This window comes from Pseudohaemophilus parahaemolyticus (assembly GCF_938021905.1).
Lineage (GTDB): Bacteria > Pseudomonadota > Gammaproteobacteria > Enterobacterales > Pasteurellaceae > Haemophilus_A > Haemophilus_A parahaemolyticus_B.
Map to the genome: position 1 here is coordinate 1 of NZ_CALIFA010000007.1, position 18275 is coordinate 18275.

Consider the following 18275-nt stretch of genomic DNA (forward strand, 5'->3'; position numbering starts at 1 on the left):
TCATTAAAGGTAATCAATTTGAGAAACGTTATCTGCGTGAATGGCGTGAAGCTTTTCGTATAGATAGAGAACTTTTCGGATATAAAAATTAATTATGTTAGATAAAATTATTAGCCTAAATAACGAAACATCAGCAGATATTTCAGAAAACTTTATTCACGAAAAAATGCCTGAGATTCTTGAATTGTTGTTGATTGATAGAACCAAATCAACTAGGAAAACAACTAAAAATATTATTTGGGCTAATAATAACTATACTAAACATAGTGCTAGATATTACGCTCCAACTGCTCAAATTAAGCCTGCTCTTATTACGGGTAAGATGGAGTGTCTTATTATGCCAAGAGCCTTAAAATCACAAGAAATTCAAAAAGAAAGAACTAGATCTAAAGCTGAGGTATTTACCCCAACATGGATTGTCAAAAAACAAAATGATGCCGCAGAACAGGATTATTTAAATGATGATCTAAAAACGTACATATCTCGAACATAGTTAGAGATCACTTGTGGTGAAGCACCTTACATGGCTACTCGCTATGATATGGGAACGGGGAAAATTTTACCTATTAATGAGCGAGAAGGTTTTGTAGATCGAAAATTAAAGCGAATTTCATCAGAGGTGAATGATAAATCTGAATGGCACTCTCTTGCTGTTCTTGCTTATCAAGCATCTTATGGTTTTGAGTGGAACGGCGATTCTCTTCTCTTAGCTCGTGAAAATTTACTTTACACTTACCGTGATTATTATCTTGAAAAATGGCAAGAAGAACCATCTTTTGACAATTTTAAATATATTGCTGAAATTATAAGCTACAATATATTTCAAATGGATGGCATTAAGTATATTATTCCTTTATCTGATACGGGAACGGTTGCATCAGAATTGCAACCAGATCTTATTAGATTATGAAATAAATGAATCCCTAAATTTATACACTAGAATTTTTATATATGATAAAAAAATAGATAAGAATAATGGGAAACCAATTTTTATAGGCTACTTTCTTTGTTATGTTTTAGGTTATGAGTTTTACCACCCTCTAACTATTATGAACTTCCCTTCTAATAAATCAAAAGATGCAATTTATGCGACTTACCCTATATCAAAATCTAGGAAATTTGAATCTCTCTTTGATGATAATAGATTGTGGTAATTAAAATTAGGCATAGTAGACAAAATAGTTGCTAATCCGTCAAAAACTATGCCATGTGGACAAAACAGTTGCTAATGTTTATTTTTCAAAATATTAGCAACTCTTTTTATTTAAAAAATCCTTTATAAACATAACCTTACGTTTTTTCGTTAATCCATTATGATTATTTAATTGACGCTTTAGATATTTAAATAATCCTTCTAGCCTATTTGTCGTATTTTCGATATTCATTTCAGCATGCTTTTCAAAGGTAAATAAATAATTCATATAATACTTCAAACTAGCATAATCCCCTCTTACATTTCTATGTTTATAAGGGAAATAGCCTTTCTCATTTCCTTTTTCACTTCGTTCTTTTAAAAAATCCTCATGCTTTATAAACCAAGCATATAAACGACGATAAAAGTCATTTTTTGAACTTTTTACCAATGATTTTGCAATTATTTTTAATTCTTTACCTGCTTGTGACTGATATTTTTTCTTAATTTTCTCATCACAATCGCGACCATATGAAAATGACACATCTACACAGGCGTATCAAATAGTTCTTTCATTAAACCTCGCCTACCATCACAAGTAATTGATTGAATTATATAGCATTTTTCTCTTAATCTATTTAATGCAATTTTGTAGTAGATATCTTTTTCCGTCCTTACAAAATGATATGAAACGACCTTATCTGTTTTTGAATCCATCATCACTAAAATACCAGAATAACGGTGAAAAAAGGTCGTATCCATAATGATATTAAGGTATCGATTTTTAGGCTGATTTAAAGATGTTTTAGGGGCTTTATCAATATATCGTTATATGGTTCTAACTGAACACTGATATTCTATCGCGAGCTGTTGATAGGTTTGTTTTCCAGAGGTGTAATCAGTCCAAATTTTAATAGGATCTAATTTATTTTTTAGGATAAATGTTTTATGGCATTGATTACAAAAATAACGTTGAGCATTATTTTGCTTACCATATTTCTTTATTCTCGCACTTTGGCAAAATGGACAGTTTTTTGTTCATATTTCAAAAATAGGGCTTAAAGCCTTGTACTATAAGGTTTTAAGCCTCTTTTTAGCAACTATTTTGTCTACTATGCCAAAGTTATCGATAGGTTTTTTTCCAGATGTGTAATCTATCCAAATTTTAATTGGATCTAATTTATTCTTAAAGGAAAATGTTTTATGGCATTTATGACAAAAATATCGTTGAATATTATTCGATGTACCTGTTTCTTTATTTTCGGAGTTTGGCAAAATGGGCAGTTTTTTTTGTTCACATTTCAAAAAGCGGGCTTAAAGCCTTATACTATAAGGCTTTAAGCCACTTTTTAGCAACAAATTTGTCTACTACACTTTTATTCCTCTACACTTATGTTGCCCCAAATACCACAAATCAAATACAAGCAGTAAATTTACCACTATGATTTGCAAAATTTTAATCATAAATATCTGTACTAAGAGTATTTTATCATTAATTTATATATTGGGTTCAAATGAGATTCTGATGATGTTGGTTTATAACTTTCCAATATACTTTCATTTTCATTTACTAAAAAATGTACATTAGCTCCTTTTTCTAGCATGAGCTCTAAGACATCTAACCTATCAGGTAAATATCCTATCATTGACAAAGGGATGAGATTATCTTGATTTGGAATATTGGGATCCGCCCCCGCATTTAATAATGCAATTGCCGCATCAACATTTTTTGACCTCATTGCGTAATGTAAGGGAGTCATTCCATAACAATCCTGAGCATTGACATCAAGTCCCTTACTGATTAAATGCTCAATCATTTTTCTGGAAGGCTCATCTGATTCAAATCCTAGCAACGATTTATGTAACCAGTTCCACCCTTCTTTAGGTGAAATTTCTAAATAATTTCTTTCTCCTGTTCGAAATAGTTCTTCTAATAACTCAAAATTATCTGTAGCAATTGCGTCTAGAATATTAACCCCCAATGTAGTGTATTTATCCATTTACTTATTCCCTTTTTCAAATTTTTCCATATCACGAATAATAGGTTCAATATTATCCCATCCTGGCATCTCATTCTTATGGCTTCGATTCTCAGACATATTTTCCAGCATAAATCTTTCCGCTCTTGCATTGACATAATTATTAAATTGTTTCTGACTCCAGTTTAATTCTTTTGCTGCTAACGATAACCGTCTATGTTCCCAGCCATACATATGCCCTATATCGATAGGAGCTTTAATTTCTTGTCTAGTCAATTTATTACGATAATTGCCATTCGACAATTTATCATAATTTGCATAGATTTTCTGCAACGTTTCTGAACGTAAATAAGCTCGATTATATAGCCCATCTACTGGGTTATCTGTCGATAAATAACGTCCTCTCTCCGCATCTATTTGTTGAGATAATCGATTGAAATGCGGATCGACACCATTTTGATGACTCGGCGTTTCAAAACGATTAAGATCTTTTTGTACCACCGTCACAACTTTTCCGTCTTTTGGATCCTTAAATTGATAAGCCTTATAACCATTAATATTCGCAACTTGTTTCGCATCGCTTGGTAAAGCATGCCAACAATCATTATGCACCCATACACCTTGACTATCAGTCTTAGCACCTTTAATAAAGTATGTATGATCTTCATCCACAGTGAGGTTATATGCCTGCAATTTTTCTGATTGGATAGTCACTTTGTAAACCGTTTGCCATTCTCCACTTTCAGAAAGTAAGCGATAACCTTGTTTCAAGTGCTGAGCATCTACCCATTGTCCCTTAGCTATTTCCCCTTTATAGTTGTGTCCCTCTGAGGAAATCGGTGCTGTACCATTCAATACTTGTGTAAAGAATGGGTGGATTTTATTTGAAACAATAGTTTGATATTTGCCTTGGCTATCTTTAACCTCCACATAAACCGTGTAATTATAAGGATTACTGTAATGAGCTTGTACTTTCTGATATGTTGTAATACCTGTTATTTCATTCTTTGCCAACACTTTATCGCCGACCTTAATGCTTGAAATAGGTTGATAACCTTTTTCAGTTTTTACTTCCATATCGCCTCGGAATGAGCAAGTTCTACTGGTTTCTCTAGCTGCTGTTTCAAGTACTTCATCAACTAATTCTTTAGGTGAATTCACAATATCTTTTACAGGTGCTTTTATCTCTTTAACACTCGCACCTATTACTTCTTTACCTACTTTAGTGATAATTTTTCCTACCCCTAAAGCTTCCGTTAATGTCGCTACAAACTGTGAGCTAGATACAGCAACCATTTCTTTTTCAACATCTTGACCATAAAGTGTATTGATTTTTTCTTGATCACTTAACACAAGATTTTTACCCATTTCTGATGTGCTAGATGTTCCTTTAATCCAGAGTTCAGCAACAAAATTACCTAAACATCCCGTGACATCAGAACCACATTCCACTACACCATCAATGACAGCATTTCCCACAGCTTTGGCAGTTTCAAGTTTATTTTCAGAAATATGGTCGTAAGCTTTACCTAATTTATCCTTGGTTCCTTCCCAAACTGTTGTGTCAGTTTGTAAGTTTCTGCCATAGAAATTATCACCTGTGGCTTGCATATAGTCATACGCATCACTTGCATATTTTCTTGGTGTCCAGAAATCATTATCTTTAGCTACAAAATAATGTTGAACATCTCCTTTGCTATCAATGAAGGTGGCATTATTTTGAGAGGCTAAAAAAGCTTTTGCTTTATCATCAGTGCTAGAATCTAATTTTAAGAACCAAAGAATATCGAGATCTCTTTCCGCTTGTTGGCTCAAGCGTTTTTCTGCTTCTTCAACAGTTAATCCTTCCTGCTCAGCAAATTCTTTTGCATGTGCTTTGATCCATTTCATTTCATCAGGGTGCAACTGTCGATTAAACTTCTCCGTTTTCCACGCCATCTGTGCAGATTGGTTTACCGTGTTGCTATTACCGCCTAAACTCGCACCAATTAACGCCCCCAAGCTTGCCGCACTTGCCTGCTGAACCGCATTGCGTTGGTCTGCCGTTAAAGCGGTGTTTTGTTGCAGATAATTTGCAATTTCGGTGTTGATGTATTCACTGCCCATTGCAGAAAGTGCACTGGCTGCGGTGTTCCCTCCGCCGCCGACTTTTGCTGAAAGGTAGCCAACTAAGCCGTGCAATGCGACTTTTTGCGGACTACCATCTTCCCAGTTCATCATTTTGGCTAAATCACCGACCGCTTTTGCTCCCATCTCTGCCACAATTTGGGTTGCTTCTTGGCGTTCCGGCAAAGCCTGTAAATCCTGCTTCTCCAGTTTTTGGTTGGCATTTGCTACATCTCGGTTTAGGCTTTGCAAGGCTTCTTCTGCTGTTTTGCCTGTTTTTTGTTTTTGGGCTTCGTTGTCGGTAATTTGTACCTTGACATTTTGGCTAATCGCCGCTTGCGTTTGGCTGCGTTCGCTTTCGCTCATATTGCCTAAGGCACTTAACGCTGCACCCACTGCCATCGTTGCCATTTGTGTCATATCTGAACTTACACCGGCACTGACCGAGCTGACTTTAATATCGCTACGATTCTCAATGCTTTCTGTGGTAAGCGTGCCTGTGGTTAGATTGTGGTTTGCTTTGTCGCCTCGGGCATTGATAACACCGCCTTTTAAGTAGGTGTTTTCTTTAACGTTAATGTTTGAGCTTTCGTTGATGTTAAAGCCCGATTGTTGATTAACCTGAGCATAATCAACATTCGCCTTATTTCGGCTAAATTGGGCTGAGCCACTTGCACCACTTCCCCATGCAAATGCCGCCTTTACCCCACCCTGCGTTTGCTTGCTGTCATATTTTTCTGTGTCTTGCATGCTTTCAATATGTAAGTTTTTTGTATCAAGTGCTAAGTGGTTGACGTTCGCCGTCGCCCCTTCTAGGGTAGTGGTTTCGTTTGCTTTCATGGTTAAACGGTCAGCGTTGATTTCCGTGTGGTTTTGCACTTGTGAGTCACTGTTGGCATATCCCTTGCCGACATTAACCGCACCTTCCACACCAAAACCGGTCGATCCGCCCGATTTACCCACAAACACGCCCACGCTCCAACTGCTGCTCTTGTTATCGCTTCGGTTGGTTTGAGTATCTGTTGTACCAAGTAAATTGACATTATTGCCTTCCAAGGTCGCTTCTTTTGCGTTGATTTTTGAACCAACAATCGTGTTATCACCCTTCGTTGCCCGAACAGTGACTGTGCCAGCACTTAACTCACTGCCTTGGTGAGTGGTTTGTTGGGTGTGGCTGGTGGAGACGGATTTACTTGAGCCTACACTCACCGAGATTTTCGCATCGCTATAGGCTAACCCTTCGCTCACGCTGCCCGCTTTTTGTATTGCGTCAATCGCTTTGCTGGCTTTTTGCACGGTTTCAACCGCTTCATTTGCGGCTTTCACTTTAAGCAGTTGGCTTAAACGCTCGTCTTTCACTTGCTCTGAACGTTTTAAGCTGCTTTGCACTGCCATTGCGGCATTGGTTACGGCTGAACTAAACGCAATCGTCAAGCCCGACTGTTTATACTCGTGGTGCTCTTTTGAACTTAACTCGTCTTCGCTTGCGCCGATGTAAGTTGATTTGCCTTCAATTACAATGGCTTTGTCGAGCTCTTTGGAAGCGATTAAGTCTGTACCCGAAAGATGGGCATGATTACCGGCTTTTACGCTTACATTGCCGGACACACTGCCCAGCGTACTGCGTGCTTGGCTTTGTTGCCAGCCTTCCGCTTCGCTTTCGTGGGTTTCGGATTTTTTCCCAAAGGTAATGCCGATGCCACCGCCCGAGAAGACGCCCGACTTCGATTTTTGCTCAAAATGGGTTTCTTTAAAGGAATTCGTATCCGCAGAAATGCTGACGTTATTGACCGCTTGTAGTTGTAAATCCTTATCGGCAATCGCTTGCAGATTTTGGGCTTTTAGGTCATTGCCGGCAGAAACCAAAATCTCGCCACCGCCTAATGTAGTGCCAACTTGAGTTTTGTCTTGATAGGTATCTAAAGTCGTTTTCTTCGAGTTGCCCAACGCCCCGCCGCTTTTTGTGTGGTGGTATTCCGCATAATCACTCGAGGTACTCGCCGTTCCCAGCAGCACATCATTTTCTGCTAACAGGGCTAAGTGTTGCTTCGCTTCCAACTGCGCCGCTTCGCTGTAAATGCTTTGACCGCTTAGCACCACATCACCCTTACCTTGCACACGGCTGACTTCAACACTTTGTACCGCTTCATTACGATAATGATTGCTTCCGCCCATCTTCTCATCAAAACCCACCGATAAAGCGGTCAGATTAAGGTTGTTTTTTGCAGAAAGATAGGTTTGACCCTGCCCGTCATTGATGATGTCTGCACCGGTAAGATGAATGTTGTTTGCTTGGATTTGCAGCGTGCCGTTCTCGCCTTTGACGTGTAACAAGCCTTTGCGACCAATCGTAGTGTCGGTACGTTGATAGCCTTGTTCATTCACGGAAGTGGTATGCGTTTGGCTTGTGTGGTTAAAGTTACCGGCAACATTCAGCAATATCGCTCGGTCGGCTTCTAGCGTGCCACCGAGGTTTTCCATATCGCCACTCACCTTGCCCACAATCGCACCACCAATAATGTTGCCACTGTTGCGAATGCTCTCGCTGTCAAACTGCACCAGTTCACGACCAGTAACCGTGCCGCTGTTGATAAACTCGCCACCTTTGTGAATCACTTTGTTACCCGAAAGCAATGCACCGTTGCCCGTGATGTCGCCTTTTTTTGCCAGTGCATACACTTTCGGCACTAACACGGTTTCCACTTTGCCGTTTGGTAAAGTAATCTGCTCGCTCTCCAACCACACAATATCTGCCGTCAGCTGTGCCACTTGGTTTGGCGAAAGGGCAATGCCCGGGCGTAAATTGAATTTTTGTGCAAAGGTTATCCCCGCATCCATTAAGCCACGATATTGACTATCAAAATCCGTATAATTCCCTACAAAATTTCTGCCCGTTAAGCGGTTGATTTGCTCTCGCACCAAACGCTGCTCATAAAAACCGTCACCCAACCGTTTTTGGGTTTGGTTCGGCTCGTAGCGTAAAGCATTTAACATATAATCCGAACTTAACCAACGTTTTTGATTGGTAAAATTCGGGTCGGTTTCAACAAGTACACGATTGGTCGGATTCGCATTGACTCGATACAGCACATTCTGCGGAATCACTAAATTCGGCTGAATGCTGCGGACTTCTTGCTGCTCATTGAGTGTAACACGCTCAAGTGTGCGAGAATCTTTAGATACCGTAGATTGTGCTGTCAATGAGTTTAATGTCGTATCACGTAAAGCATGGAATGCATCTAATTGCCCATCGATGATTTGTGATTCAACCTGTTGCCCTTTACCCTCCCACACGTTCAAGCTATCGACTTGGCGAGTATTACTATTTAATTGTGTAAAGTGAGCTGAATCACCACCATTTAATGTTCCAAGTTCAAGTTCATTAGTCGAAGACAATGCGTCATTGTTTACACTGACTTTACTCAATAAGAGTTGATGCTCGGTTTGTGCCTTGAGTTTATCCGATGTTTGTTTATTTGCTGCATAATCCGCATTTTCTTCCACTCGGAAGATATGCATATCAAATGGCGTTTCGATAATGCGGGTGTAATCGCCACTATTTTCCCACTTACGTTGGAAATAGCGTTTAAAACCACCTCGCCATTTATCGAAGGTAAACACTTTATCACCCGTGTCAGTAATGCGATGTAAGCCTTCTTCATCAATATTCTCGATTTTATTTTCAAGTAACATATCTTGACCGGCAATCACTACACTGCGATCATTTATAAAAGATTGGCTATTGGCTTCTAAATTTCTGCCGGCAATAATTTGCCCAGCAACAGTCGTCAAGACTTTGCTTTCATCTTCACGGCGTTTTTTAAGGTTTATTTGCCAAAATTCACGGAAATATTGCTGCCCTAAAGTCGTACTTAAATTTTGGTTATGTTCTTCAATTTTTTTATCTACCGCATCCAGTATCTCTTTATGTTCGTCTACCCAATCGTTATAAGGTTTGATACGGTTTTGGTAATAATCCCATTTTTTCTGTGCTTGAGTATAAGTCTCTAACGCTTGCTGATAGCTGGTCATTCTTGCTTGGAAATCTACCTCGCTCTCATTTTCCAAACGTACTGGTATTTCAGGTGTTACACTGGGCTCTTCCGGTATTTTGAAAATATCTAATTCATTAGTTTTAGGATCAAGGCTAAACCAATCTTCTTCTTTGTAACCTTGTGAGGCAAGCTCATCAAAAGAGAAAATTGGTGAAGGTCTACTTGGTGCAGAAACGCCGGCATATGTCCAAATCGGGCTATCAAGCTCATAGTTTCCGGCAGGAATATAGGTGCAATTTTTTGTTCCATCAGAATAAGAATCGCAACGCATTTGGTTACGACTTGCTAATAACATATCCGGACGAATCGTCTCGCCGGCACTTAAAACGGTAGGTTCTATATTATTGAGGTTATAAACCAATTGCCCTGCACGACTCCAACCTACCCAGCGGAGTAGCTTCATTGGGATATGCTTATATTCTGAAGTCATTTGGGAGAAATCATCTCCTTTGTCATTCTTATAATAAGTCGGGAAATTCCCTCGGCTGTCTCGGTGCATTGGAATGATATAAGTTTCATTTAGTGGGTTTTCCGAGACTTTTGTAATCTCAGTTACCTTTTCACCGTTTTTAACGTGTGCTGCCGTAAAATGCGTATTATTGTTATAAACCTTATCCACACCAAAACGAATACGGCTTTCAGACTCAATCACACTACTGTTATTACGCAACACATTGGCTTTACCTTCCGCTTGGTTGTCTGCATTTAAAGTGCGACCAAAGGTCATATCCCCGACACTGAACAGCGTTGCACCTACTTGATTATCTGATAAATAATGTGCCGTATTATTTTCTATTTCACGGGCAGCAAGATCTAAATTGCTACGAGCAGCCACCACCGCAGAGCGTATTTCGCCGTTGCCATAATCTTTATCGCTGTTTTCTATGGTATCAGCTTGAAGGGCAATATCATCGCCATAGATACGCCCCTTACCCGTGTTGGTTAAACGACCGCCTACCTTAATCACGGTTTGGGCATTGTCATCGGCACTCACGCTGTTGATTAACCCTTCATTGGTTAAATCACCTTTTGCGGTAAGTTGCGTGTTGGCACTGCTGATTCGCCCATTTTCATGATTAGTGATGTGATTTGCAGTTAAGCTCACGTGCTCATCTGCATAAAGATGATGTTGATTGGTAAGATTGCCTGCAGTGGTAATCGCAAGTGAACGGTTTGCATTGATATGATTTTCGGTGACAAAATCTTTTTGCTGAGTAATTGCAATATCGCTACCTTCAATATGTCCATTGGTAGTGACTTCATTTGCAAAAATTGTCAACGAAGTTGCCGCTTGTAATCGTCCCTGCTGATTATTGATGTGTAATGCATTGCCTTTAATCGCAATGTCACCATTACCCGTTACCTCACCTTGTTGATTATGTAAACTGTCTTGAATTTGCAAATCACTTTGCTGACGACTATGGATTTTACCTTGTCGGTTATCTACAACTTGTGCTGAAAGCGTAAGAGTCGTGGCTAAAATACCTTGAGCCATATGTTTAGTTGCAGACTTCGTATCACGGTTATTGAGTGTTGCTGTATTAATATTTAACACATTGCCACTTTCAATAAATGATCCTGTCTCGCTGATCTTCTGGTTATTAATGGTAGTACTTACATTCAGTATCAGCGCATCTTTCGTGCGAATCTCGCCACCACGGTTATCCACTTGGTTTGCTTGAATCGCCATTTCACCTAAACCGTGAATTTTACCAAGGCGTTGGTTATCCAGTAACCCATTAACAGAGAGGTTACCTCGGTTTTCCGCATAGAGCGTACCTTGTTGATTGGTAAGCGATGCACTAGTTATTGTCAGTGCATCTTTGCTAATCACTTTACCATTTGAATTATCAAGGGTTTGCTTCACATTCAGGCGAAGTAAATCTTGCTCGTTATACACTAAACCTTGTTGATTGTTTAAGGCATTCGTTTCAATGGTCGCTTGCTGTTTGGCTGTGATATTACCCAACGTATTGTCTAAGGTGGATACGGCAGAAAGTGATAGAGTCCCTTCCGTTGCTCGAACTTGTCCTTCACGGTTATTGACCGCATTAGCTTTTAGACTAAGTGCCTCTTTGGATTTCACTTGCCCTTTATCATTATTTAAGTCGCCACGTAATTGAACGGAAAGCTGTTTCTCACCTTGCAATAACCCCGATTGGTTATCGATGGCTTGCGCTGAAATCGCCGTTGAAAGACCGCTGATTCTCCCTGCAACATTGCGGATATTGTTGTTTACCGTCACGGCTTGTGAATCAAGCGAAGCCAACACACCCGAATCATTTTGAAGAGATTGCGAAGTTAAGGTTTGCTCTTGCTGGCTTAACAAGTAACCCTGTTGGTTGGATAAATGTTGTGTCGTTAAAGCCAATTTACCTAACGAAATAATCCCTTTATTCTGTTCCGCCAGCTTGGTTTGTTGGTTGTTTAAGTTACCTTGATGGGTATTGATTAGTATATCTTGGCGACTTTGTATCAAGCCTTGCTGGTTATCTAACTCACCACTTTGAATCGTCAAATTCGCACCCGCACTGAATTTGCCTTGTTGGTTGGTGAGGCTTTGCTGTTTGGTGTTAATCTCAAGATTGCCTTGCTCTGCGACTAACGCAGCATCATTGTTATTTAGTTGACCACTATGAATGACCGCATGTTGTTTCGCAATGATTTCACTTTGCTGATTATCTAATTGACCTGCTGACGTTATTGCAATGTGATTACCGCTCACTTGACTGCGATTTGTTGAGATGATCTCACCGCTTGCAGTAAGATTCAGTAATTGATTCGCTTGAACCGTCCCGTTTTGCTGGTAAAGATTCGTGAGGGTTGCTGTTAAATTTTTCGCATCCACCATGCCATTGTCATTATGGACTGTACCTGCTGTTAAATGTAAGTTATCACGGGATGTTATTACACCTTTTTGATTAGAAAGCGTAGAAGAGCGTAATTGAATATCGGCATGTTGAGTTGATTGAATATAACCTTGCTCATTGCTCAGATCGCCTGAAGTAATCGACAATGCTTGTTGGCTAATTATATTACCCAAATTATTATGCAAACATTGATCGTGAGTATTTAAGGTAAGATTCGCAGTACTTTGTATTAAACCGTGTCGATTCTCCAAAGTACCGCTTTCCACATAAACGTTATTACCTGCAACTACTTTGCCGTGTAAGTTATTCACGTGATGTTGTTGCGAATTGAGCGTTAAATTTCCTTTTTCGGCTAGTAGTAACCCTTGTTGATTGTTTATCTGTTGACTGGTGATTGTCAGATCTTGAGTTGCAGAGATCTCACTATCCGTATTTGCTAAAGTACGTTGAACAGACAATGTTGCATTATCTGCAGCAATGACACTTTTTTCCGTCGATTGGATGGTACCCGCCTTGATGGTTAATTCACTCGCACCAATTTGACCTGCGGTTTGTTGCAACGTCTCTGCAACCGTTAAGGTGACATTTTTTGCACCTGAAAGCACCCCATTGCTATTCTCAAGATATTGAGCGGTCAGTGATACATTTTCATTACTTTGTAAACGCCCTAAGCGGTTGACTAATTCCGAGCTATTCAACTGAGCGGAGTTGGCGGATATCACCCCTCGGGTATTATCTAGTTTACCTGAATCAATCGTTAAATTGCCAAGGGCTAAAATACCTTGATATTTACCTTGGGTTTGTTGGTTATTTAACATGTTTCCAAGCGTATTAATCGTGATATTTTGCTCGCTATGTAGCAAACCAGCCTGATTTTGTAATTCGCCTGAATTTAATCCAAGTTTACCTTTAGCCGTAATTTGACCTTGAGTATTATTCAACAGCTGTTGCTGGGTATCAATCGAGATATGGCCACCAACGCTATTGATCACTCCTAATAGATTATTTAACCCCTGACTTTGAACGGTTAAATCCCTCATCGTATTTAAACGACTTTGCTGATGACTAAATAACGCTGAAACCTGAATCTCAGCATTACCTGCAGAAATTAAACTTCCATTCTCACTACTTAAACGCCCCGCATTCAACATAAGCTGATTTGCACCAAGCTGTCCTGCCTGTTGGGTAAAATGGTTGGCTACGGTAATATTTGCCTGTGTTTTAGCTGAAATGATCCCCTCATCATTTTGCACAGATTGAGCGGTAAGATGTAAGCCATCATTTGATTTGATTAAACCTTGAGTATTATTGACCTCTGTCGCTTTTAGATTCAACATATCTCGGCTTGCAATATAACCTTGTTGATTAGTAAAAGCCGCACTATGGAGTGTTAATTGACCTAATGCAATAATTCCTTTCTCTGGTGAAAGGGTGTTATGGTTAGTGAATGTTTGATGATGCGTATTCAGTACAATATCGCTTTCACTATGAATAGCACCTTGTGTGTTATTGAGTTTACCACTTTGAATCGTTAACGTCGATTTTGAGCGAATCTTACCTTCGTTATTATTGAGTTTTTGTTGATGTGTATCGATATTGACGGTGTTTTGATGGCTACTTATCTCACCTTTTGTATTATCTAATGCATGACTTGAAATTGTTACGCCTTGTTTTGCCAGCAATTTACTCGCATTATTTGACATGCTTTGGGTAGCAATATTGAGTTGATTTGCTGAAAAGACGCTCTGATGAGAGCTTTGTAGTGTCGTCGCTGTAACTGAAAGATGTCCGTCACTCAATATCTTACCCGCTTCCTGAGCAAGATGATTTTGTATAGTCAGTGCCGTATTCCCCACAGAAGAAATAATGCCTTGGTGGTTTTCAAGGTTGGAGGCTGCAACATGAAGATCTTGTTGGGTAGAAATAAAGCCTTGTTGGTTGTTAAGGTCTGCCGTGCGGAGGTTTTGGCTTTTGCCACTCACCACTCGCCCTTGTTGGTTGGAAAAATGAGACGATTGAACATCTAATTGTCCCAACGCCACAATGCCTTTATCTTGACTGTCCGTGAATGTTTGGCGATTAGAAAGGTTTTGTCCCTGTGTATTTATCGTGACATTTTGGCTAGACTGAATTAAACCGCTGTCATTCATTAATTCACCCGAATTGATCGCAACATCTTTCTCTGCCACCAATAAGCCTTGTGTGGAATCTAACTTACCACGCTCGGTATTGACTGTTAATTTACCCTTCACAATCAAACGCCCTTGTTGGTTATCCACGCCTTGAGCATTAACGGTTAAATCCCCTTGGGTTTTAAAGGTACCGCCGCTATTGTGTAATGTATCTGCAACATTCAGTTTTAATTCATCTGTGCCGGTTTGTTCCCAAGTAGCTCCTTTCGTATTCAATGAGCGTTGTTTCGTCGTAATTTTTTCTGCTTTTACATCACTATGTTGAGTTTCAAGCGAGGTTGGAGAGGTTAAGGCTAACTCGGTATGGGCAATCAAGGTTGCATTATTAGCTTGAATTTTGCCTTGAGATGCATTGACGTTGACTGCATGCGCAGAAGTGTGGCTGTGATCTAAATCAGCTTCCGAGCTGCTGATATTGATATTGCCAGAAGCCACGTTTTTACCTTGTAATGAGGCTTTCCCTGTGGTGGTGACTGTAATCGACTTACCTTGAGCCGATTGGGGTTCAAGTGTACGAACTTCACCTTGTGCGCTATCTTTGACCTCAACACCTGAGGCAATCAGTGATGACGTTGAAGCGGTGACTGTTGGAGCCTTGTAGGTAATATGACCTTTCGCCACCGTTTCACCTTGTTGATTAATAGCTTGGTTTGCTGTTTTATGAATATGACCACTGCGAGCGACTATTGAGCCATCTTGTTGAATATCTGATGCCGTGTTAAGAGTGATATTCCCCTGACGGTTTTCAATTTTGCCTTGGTTTTCAATGCCTTTTGTGCCTGTAAGTTGAACGGTATGATGCGCATTTAACGTACCTTTATTCACAATTCGCCCTTGGCTGTCGATATGTAAGGTATCTGCACTGGCTCCGATATGTCCTGCATTACGCACCCCGACACCGTGTTCAGTGCCAATAAGGTGGATTTTACCTGAGTACATACCACCTAGCTCACCGACATCGATGGCAAATTGTGGCTGATTTTCTATTGCAAGCGGTTGGTTTGTGTGAATAATTTGCAAATCTTTTGGACTATCCGACCGCTTGACGGTATTTTTCCCTATTACCACCTTGGCTTCTTTTTTCGACCAAATACCTGCATTAACTTCCGTCTCTCGAGCAATAATCTCCGTATAATCGACACGACTATTGTCCAACCCTTTACCTGAAACTTTGACCTTACCTTTTTCCACCACAAAACTGTCAAGGTGACCGTTTTTAATTTGCGGTTTACCTGTGGTGAGGGTTGCTCGGTCTGAGTTGATGATGCCACAACCTTCACAATGTAAACCCGATGGGTTGGCGATAATGACATCGGCTTTTTTACCTGCCACTTCCACATAGCCTTTTAAAACGGATGGGTCGGATGAATTGACTTCATTTAGAATGACCTTCGCTTCACCTTTTGCCAAATAAGGGTTACCCGTGATTAAGCCACCTTGCTGTGTTTGCACATTGGTGCGACTATTGTTAAGAATTGCACCTTTGGTATCGACATCAAATTTTGAATATTTATTATGTGAAAGCCCTTTGTCGTTCGGCATTTGAATATTGACTTGCGGTAAACCGTTTGCCGTTTGTAGCACTATCGGTTGTTGATTTTTCGGGGCAGATTTATCGGCTTGAATAATCAGATTGGCTAATGCTGAATCAGAAAATGCCACAAAGCCTAATGCACAATAAAGACTAAAGGTAAGCGGTTGGATTTGGGCAAAAATTTGCGATAAGCTAAAAGCGGATTGCTCCGTAGATTTACCTTCTGATTTTGCTAATTCAGACGTCACCACAAGGCGTTGAAGGGTTTTACTAAAAATTACACGGAAACATTTTTTATTCATTTTTCACTCCGAGACATCAAAAATCAATGAAAGATAATCAGCCATTAAAAACTGTATCCAATATTAAAACCTGCTACCTCATCCGAGGTTCTAAAACCCTCAGGCTTACGGATAGGTCTGCCGACAAAAACATCATAATAAAATCCACCGAAGCCACCTTTTAAGCCTAGTGCAGTACCCATTAAATGATGTCCCAGTTGTGATTCAGTTGACCACCCCATCACCCGTCCACCATCTAAGGCGAGATAAAGCTGATGCCCTTTACGATTCACATTCCAAGCTAACTCGTTACGCCATAACCAACCACGCTCACCAGATAAAGTCAGCTCACCATCAAAGCCACGCACAGTATAACGCCCGCCGATACTTAAACGGTCTTGGGCAATCAGCGGTGTTTTATTCCATTGTGCATTCCAACTGCTTTGGTACTGCCACGGTTGTTCGCCTAACATAAATGGCTTGGTTAGCTCAATAGAGGCAGTAATTATTTTAGGGCGAGATGTACCTTCTCCCCAAAGCTCTTCAGGTGCTTCAAGCGAGCCTCTTGCACCTGTACCTCGCTTATAATTTGCCGATAATTCAAGGGTTGCATCGCCCATATATTCTTTATGTGAAATGCCCGCTTCCCATCCTGCCATACGGCGTTTTTGCACCTCAATTTCCGCACCGTCAATATAATTTTGCGATTGACGAGACCAAAATGAGCCTGAAATCGAAGTTTTACGTTTGCTGTCACGGTAGAGTAAATAAGAAAGTGTCGCTTTGGTGGTATTACTTTCACCAGCATACAGGTAGTTATTATTAAAAGCACCGAAGACTTCTTGATGGTAGCGGTTATAAGTTTGTGAAGCAAAAAGTGTCCAATAACCAAATGGGATAGAATAGTAAAACGTGAGGTTTTTAGTCGCACGCTTTCCGTCTTCATCATCGTTACTTTTTAAACTATGGGTGAAGCTGGTATAAAACAGGTCATTGGCTGAAAACAGGTTATCCCAAGAGAGTGTACCTGAAGCTTGGTATTTACCTGTTGAAGTAGAACCTGAATCATCTAAACCGAGGTTAACACGGAAAGGGAACGCTTGTTGGTAGCTAATTTTAATATCGCTGACACCAACGTCCGTTTCACTCGGTAATATCTCAATATTGGCTTCGGCGGTTGGAACACGTTTGAGGTTTTCAAGGGATTGCTCAATCTCCCTCACATTTAAAACATCGCCTTTCGCAAAGGTGAGTCCTGTTAATGCATGCAAGCGTGTAAAGCGTGGGACATTGCCACTGTCGGAAACTAACGTATTCCCCACCTTACCTGCAATCACCGTGAGTGTTAACGTTCCTGAGCGCAAATCTTGCTCTTGGGTCACTACTCTTGTCGTCACATAACCTTTTTCAATGATACGATTTTGAATTTGCTTCATTAAAATGCCTAAACCTTCACCGCCGAAACAGTGTGGTAAGGTTAAATTTAAATCATGAGCGGCTTTATCAAATGCCCATTGAAATTGGCTTTCAAAGGAAGTGGGCGTAGTGGAGTAATCGACGAGACTAATACGATGGACGGGGTAGCAGGGCATTTCGTGGTTTGATAATGTCAACCTTTCATTATTGGTGGTATCTAAACGAACATCAGATTGAGGTTGTAATATTTTATCTTGTGCTTGCTGAATGTGTTGCTGTCGTTGTTGTTGCGTAGCATCAATTTGATTTAAACGAGAGAAGTTTTCGGTTTGATTAGCAAAAAGAGAATAAGGAAGGCTGGCAAATATCATTACCGAATAAATATGCTTATGAACTACTTTCATATTTGTACTTAAGATGACAAAATTTATGTGATTAATTTTATGCTATTTATAATTTATTATCAAATACTCATTGAATTTAAAATGCTTCAGTTAAACAACTTTATTTTAAATATTAAATTAAAAAATAAAGCAACCCATTGCTAAGTTGCTTATGAACTGTGATTCTAAAAAATGGATATATAACAAGTTAATCAACACTAACATGATTACCATTAATGCTCACAATATAGTTATGTGTAATATAGTCTGCACTACCTGATAATCTGTTACCAATAGAATTAGCCATAATTCTACACTTCTTCACAC

Annotated in this window: 7 protein-coding genes; 2 read left to right on the forward strand and 5 right to left on the reverse strand. The window is 39.9% G+C overall.

Going from position 1 to position 18275, the window contains the following annotated elements; translation table 11 throughout:
- The first annotated feature begins 94 nt into the window (after nt 1–94).
- Together QMF79_RS00380 and QMF79_RS00385 are read left to right on the forward strand one after the other, a co-directional pair.
- The gene (locus QMF79_RS00380; RefSeq protein ID WP_281772315.1) at nt 95–493 is read left to right on the forward strand and encodes a hypothetical protein; all 399 of its coding nucleotides are present in this window, start codon (nt 95–97) and stop codon (nt 491–493) included.
- Between the two features lie 30 nt (nt 494–523).
- Entirely contained in the window at nt 524–910 is a 387-nt protein-coding gene (locus QMF79_RS00385) for a hypothetical protein (RefSeq protein WP_281772316.1), read from the forward strand.
- Between the two features lie 337 nt (nt 911–1247).
- On the opposite strand, the gene QMF79_RS00390 is transcribed toward QMF79_RS00385, so the two are convergent.
- The 5 genes from QMF79_RS00390 to QMF79_RS00405 all read right to left on the reverse strand — a co-directional run bounded on the left by QMF79_RS00390 (nt 1248) and on the right by QMF79_RS00405 (nt 17969).
- Nucleotides 1248–1676, reverse strand: a complete 429-nt coding sequence (locus QMF79_RS00390) for a hypothetical protein (protein ID WP_281772317.1) — start codon at nt 1674–1676, stop codon at nt 1248–1250.
- A 284-nt stretch (nt 1677–1960) separates the two neighbouring features.
- Nucleotides 1961–2137, reverse strand: coding sequence for an IS1/IS1595 family N-terminal zinc-binding domain-containing protein (locus tag QMF79_RS10390; RefSeq protein WP_425591867.1), 177 nt, complete (start codon nt 2135–2137; stop codon nt 1961–1963).
- A gap of 470 nt (nt 2138–2607) precedes the next feature.
- Complete coding sequence (locus QMF79_RS00395; protein WP_281772318.1) at nt 2608–3132, reverse strand: ankyrin repeat domain-containing protein; 525 nt, start codon at nt 3130–3132, stop codon at nt 2608–2610.
- Nucleotides 3133–16170, reverse strand: a complete 13038-nt coding sequence (locus QMF79_RS00400; RefSeq protein WP_281772319.1) for a polymorphic toxin-type HINT domain-containing protein — start codon at nt 16168–16170, stop codon at nt 3133–3135.
- Nucleotides 16171–16214: 44 nt separating this feature from the next.
- A complete protein-coding gene (locus QMF79_RS00405) occupies nt 16215–17969 on the reverse strand; it encodes a ShlB/FhaC/HecB family hemolysin secretion/activation protein (protein ID WP_281772320.1) in 1755 nt (584 codons plus the stop codon).
- Between the last annotated feature and the right edge of the window lie 306 nt (nt 17970–18275).

Excerpts from the sequence above, each read along its gene's own strand:
- QMF79_RS00405 (WP_281772320.1), bottom strand. The coding sequence starts at position 17,969 with ATGAAAGTAGTTCATAAGCATATTTATTCGGTAATGATATTTGCCAGC.
- QMF79_RS00400 (WP_281772319.1), bottom strand. The coding sequence starts at position 16,170 with ATGAATAAAAAATGTTTCCGTGTAATTTTTAGTAAAACCCTTCAACGC.
- QMF79_RS00380 (WP_281772315.1), top strand. The coding sequence starts at position 95 with ATGTTAGATAAAATTATTAGCCTAAATAACGAAACATCAGCAGATATT.
- QMF79_RS00395 (WP_281772318.1), bottom strand. The coding sequence starts at position 3,132 with ATGGATAAATACACTACATTGGGGGTTAATATTCTAGACGCAATTGCT.
- QMF79_RS00385 (WP_281772316.1), top strand. The coding sequence starts at position 524 with ATGGCTACTCGCTATGATATGGGAACGGGGAAAATTTTACCTATTAAT.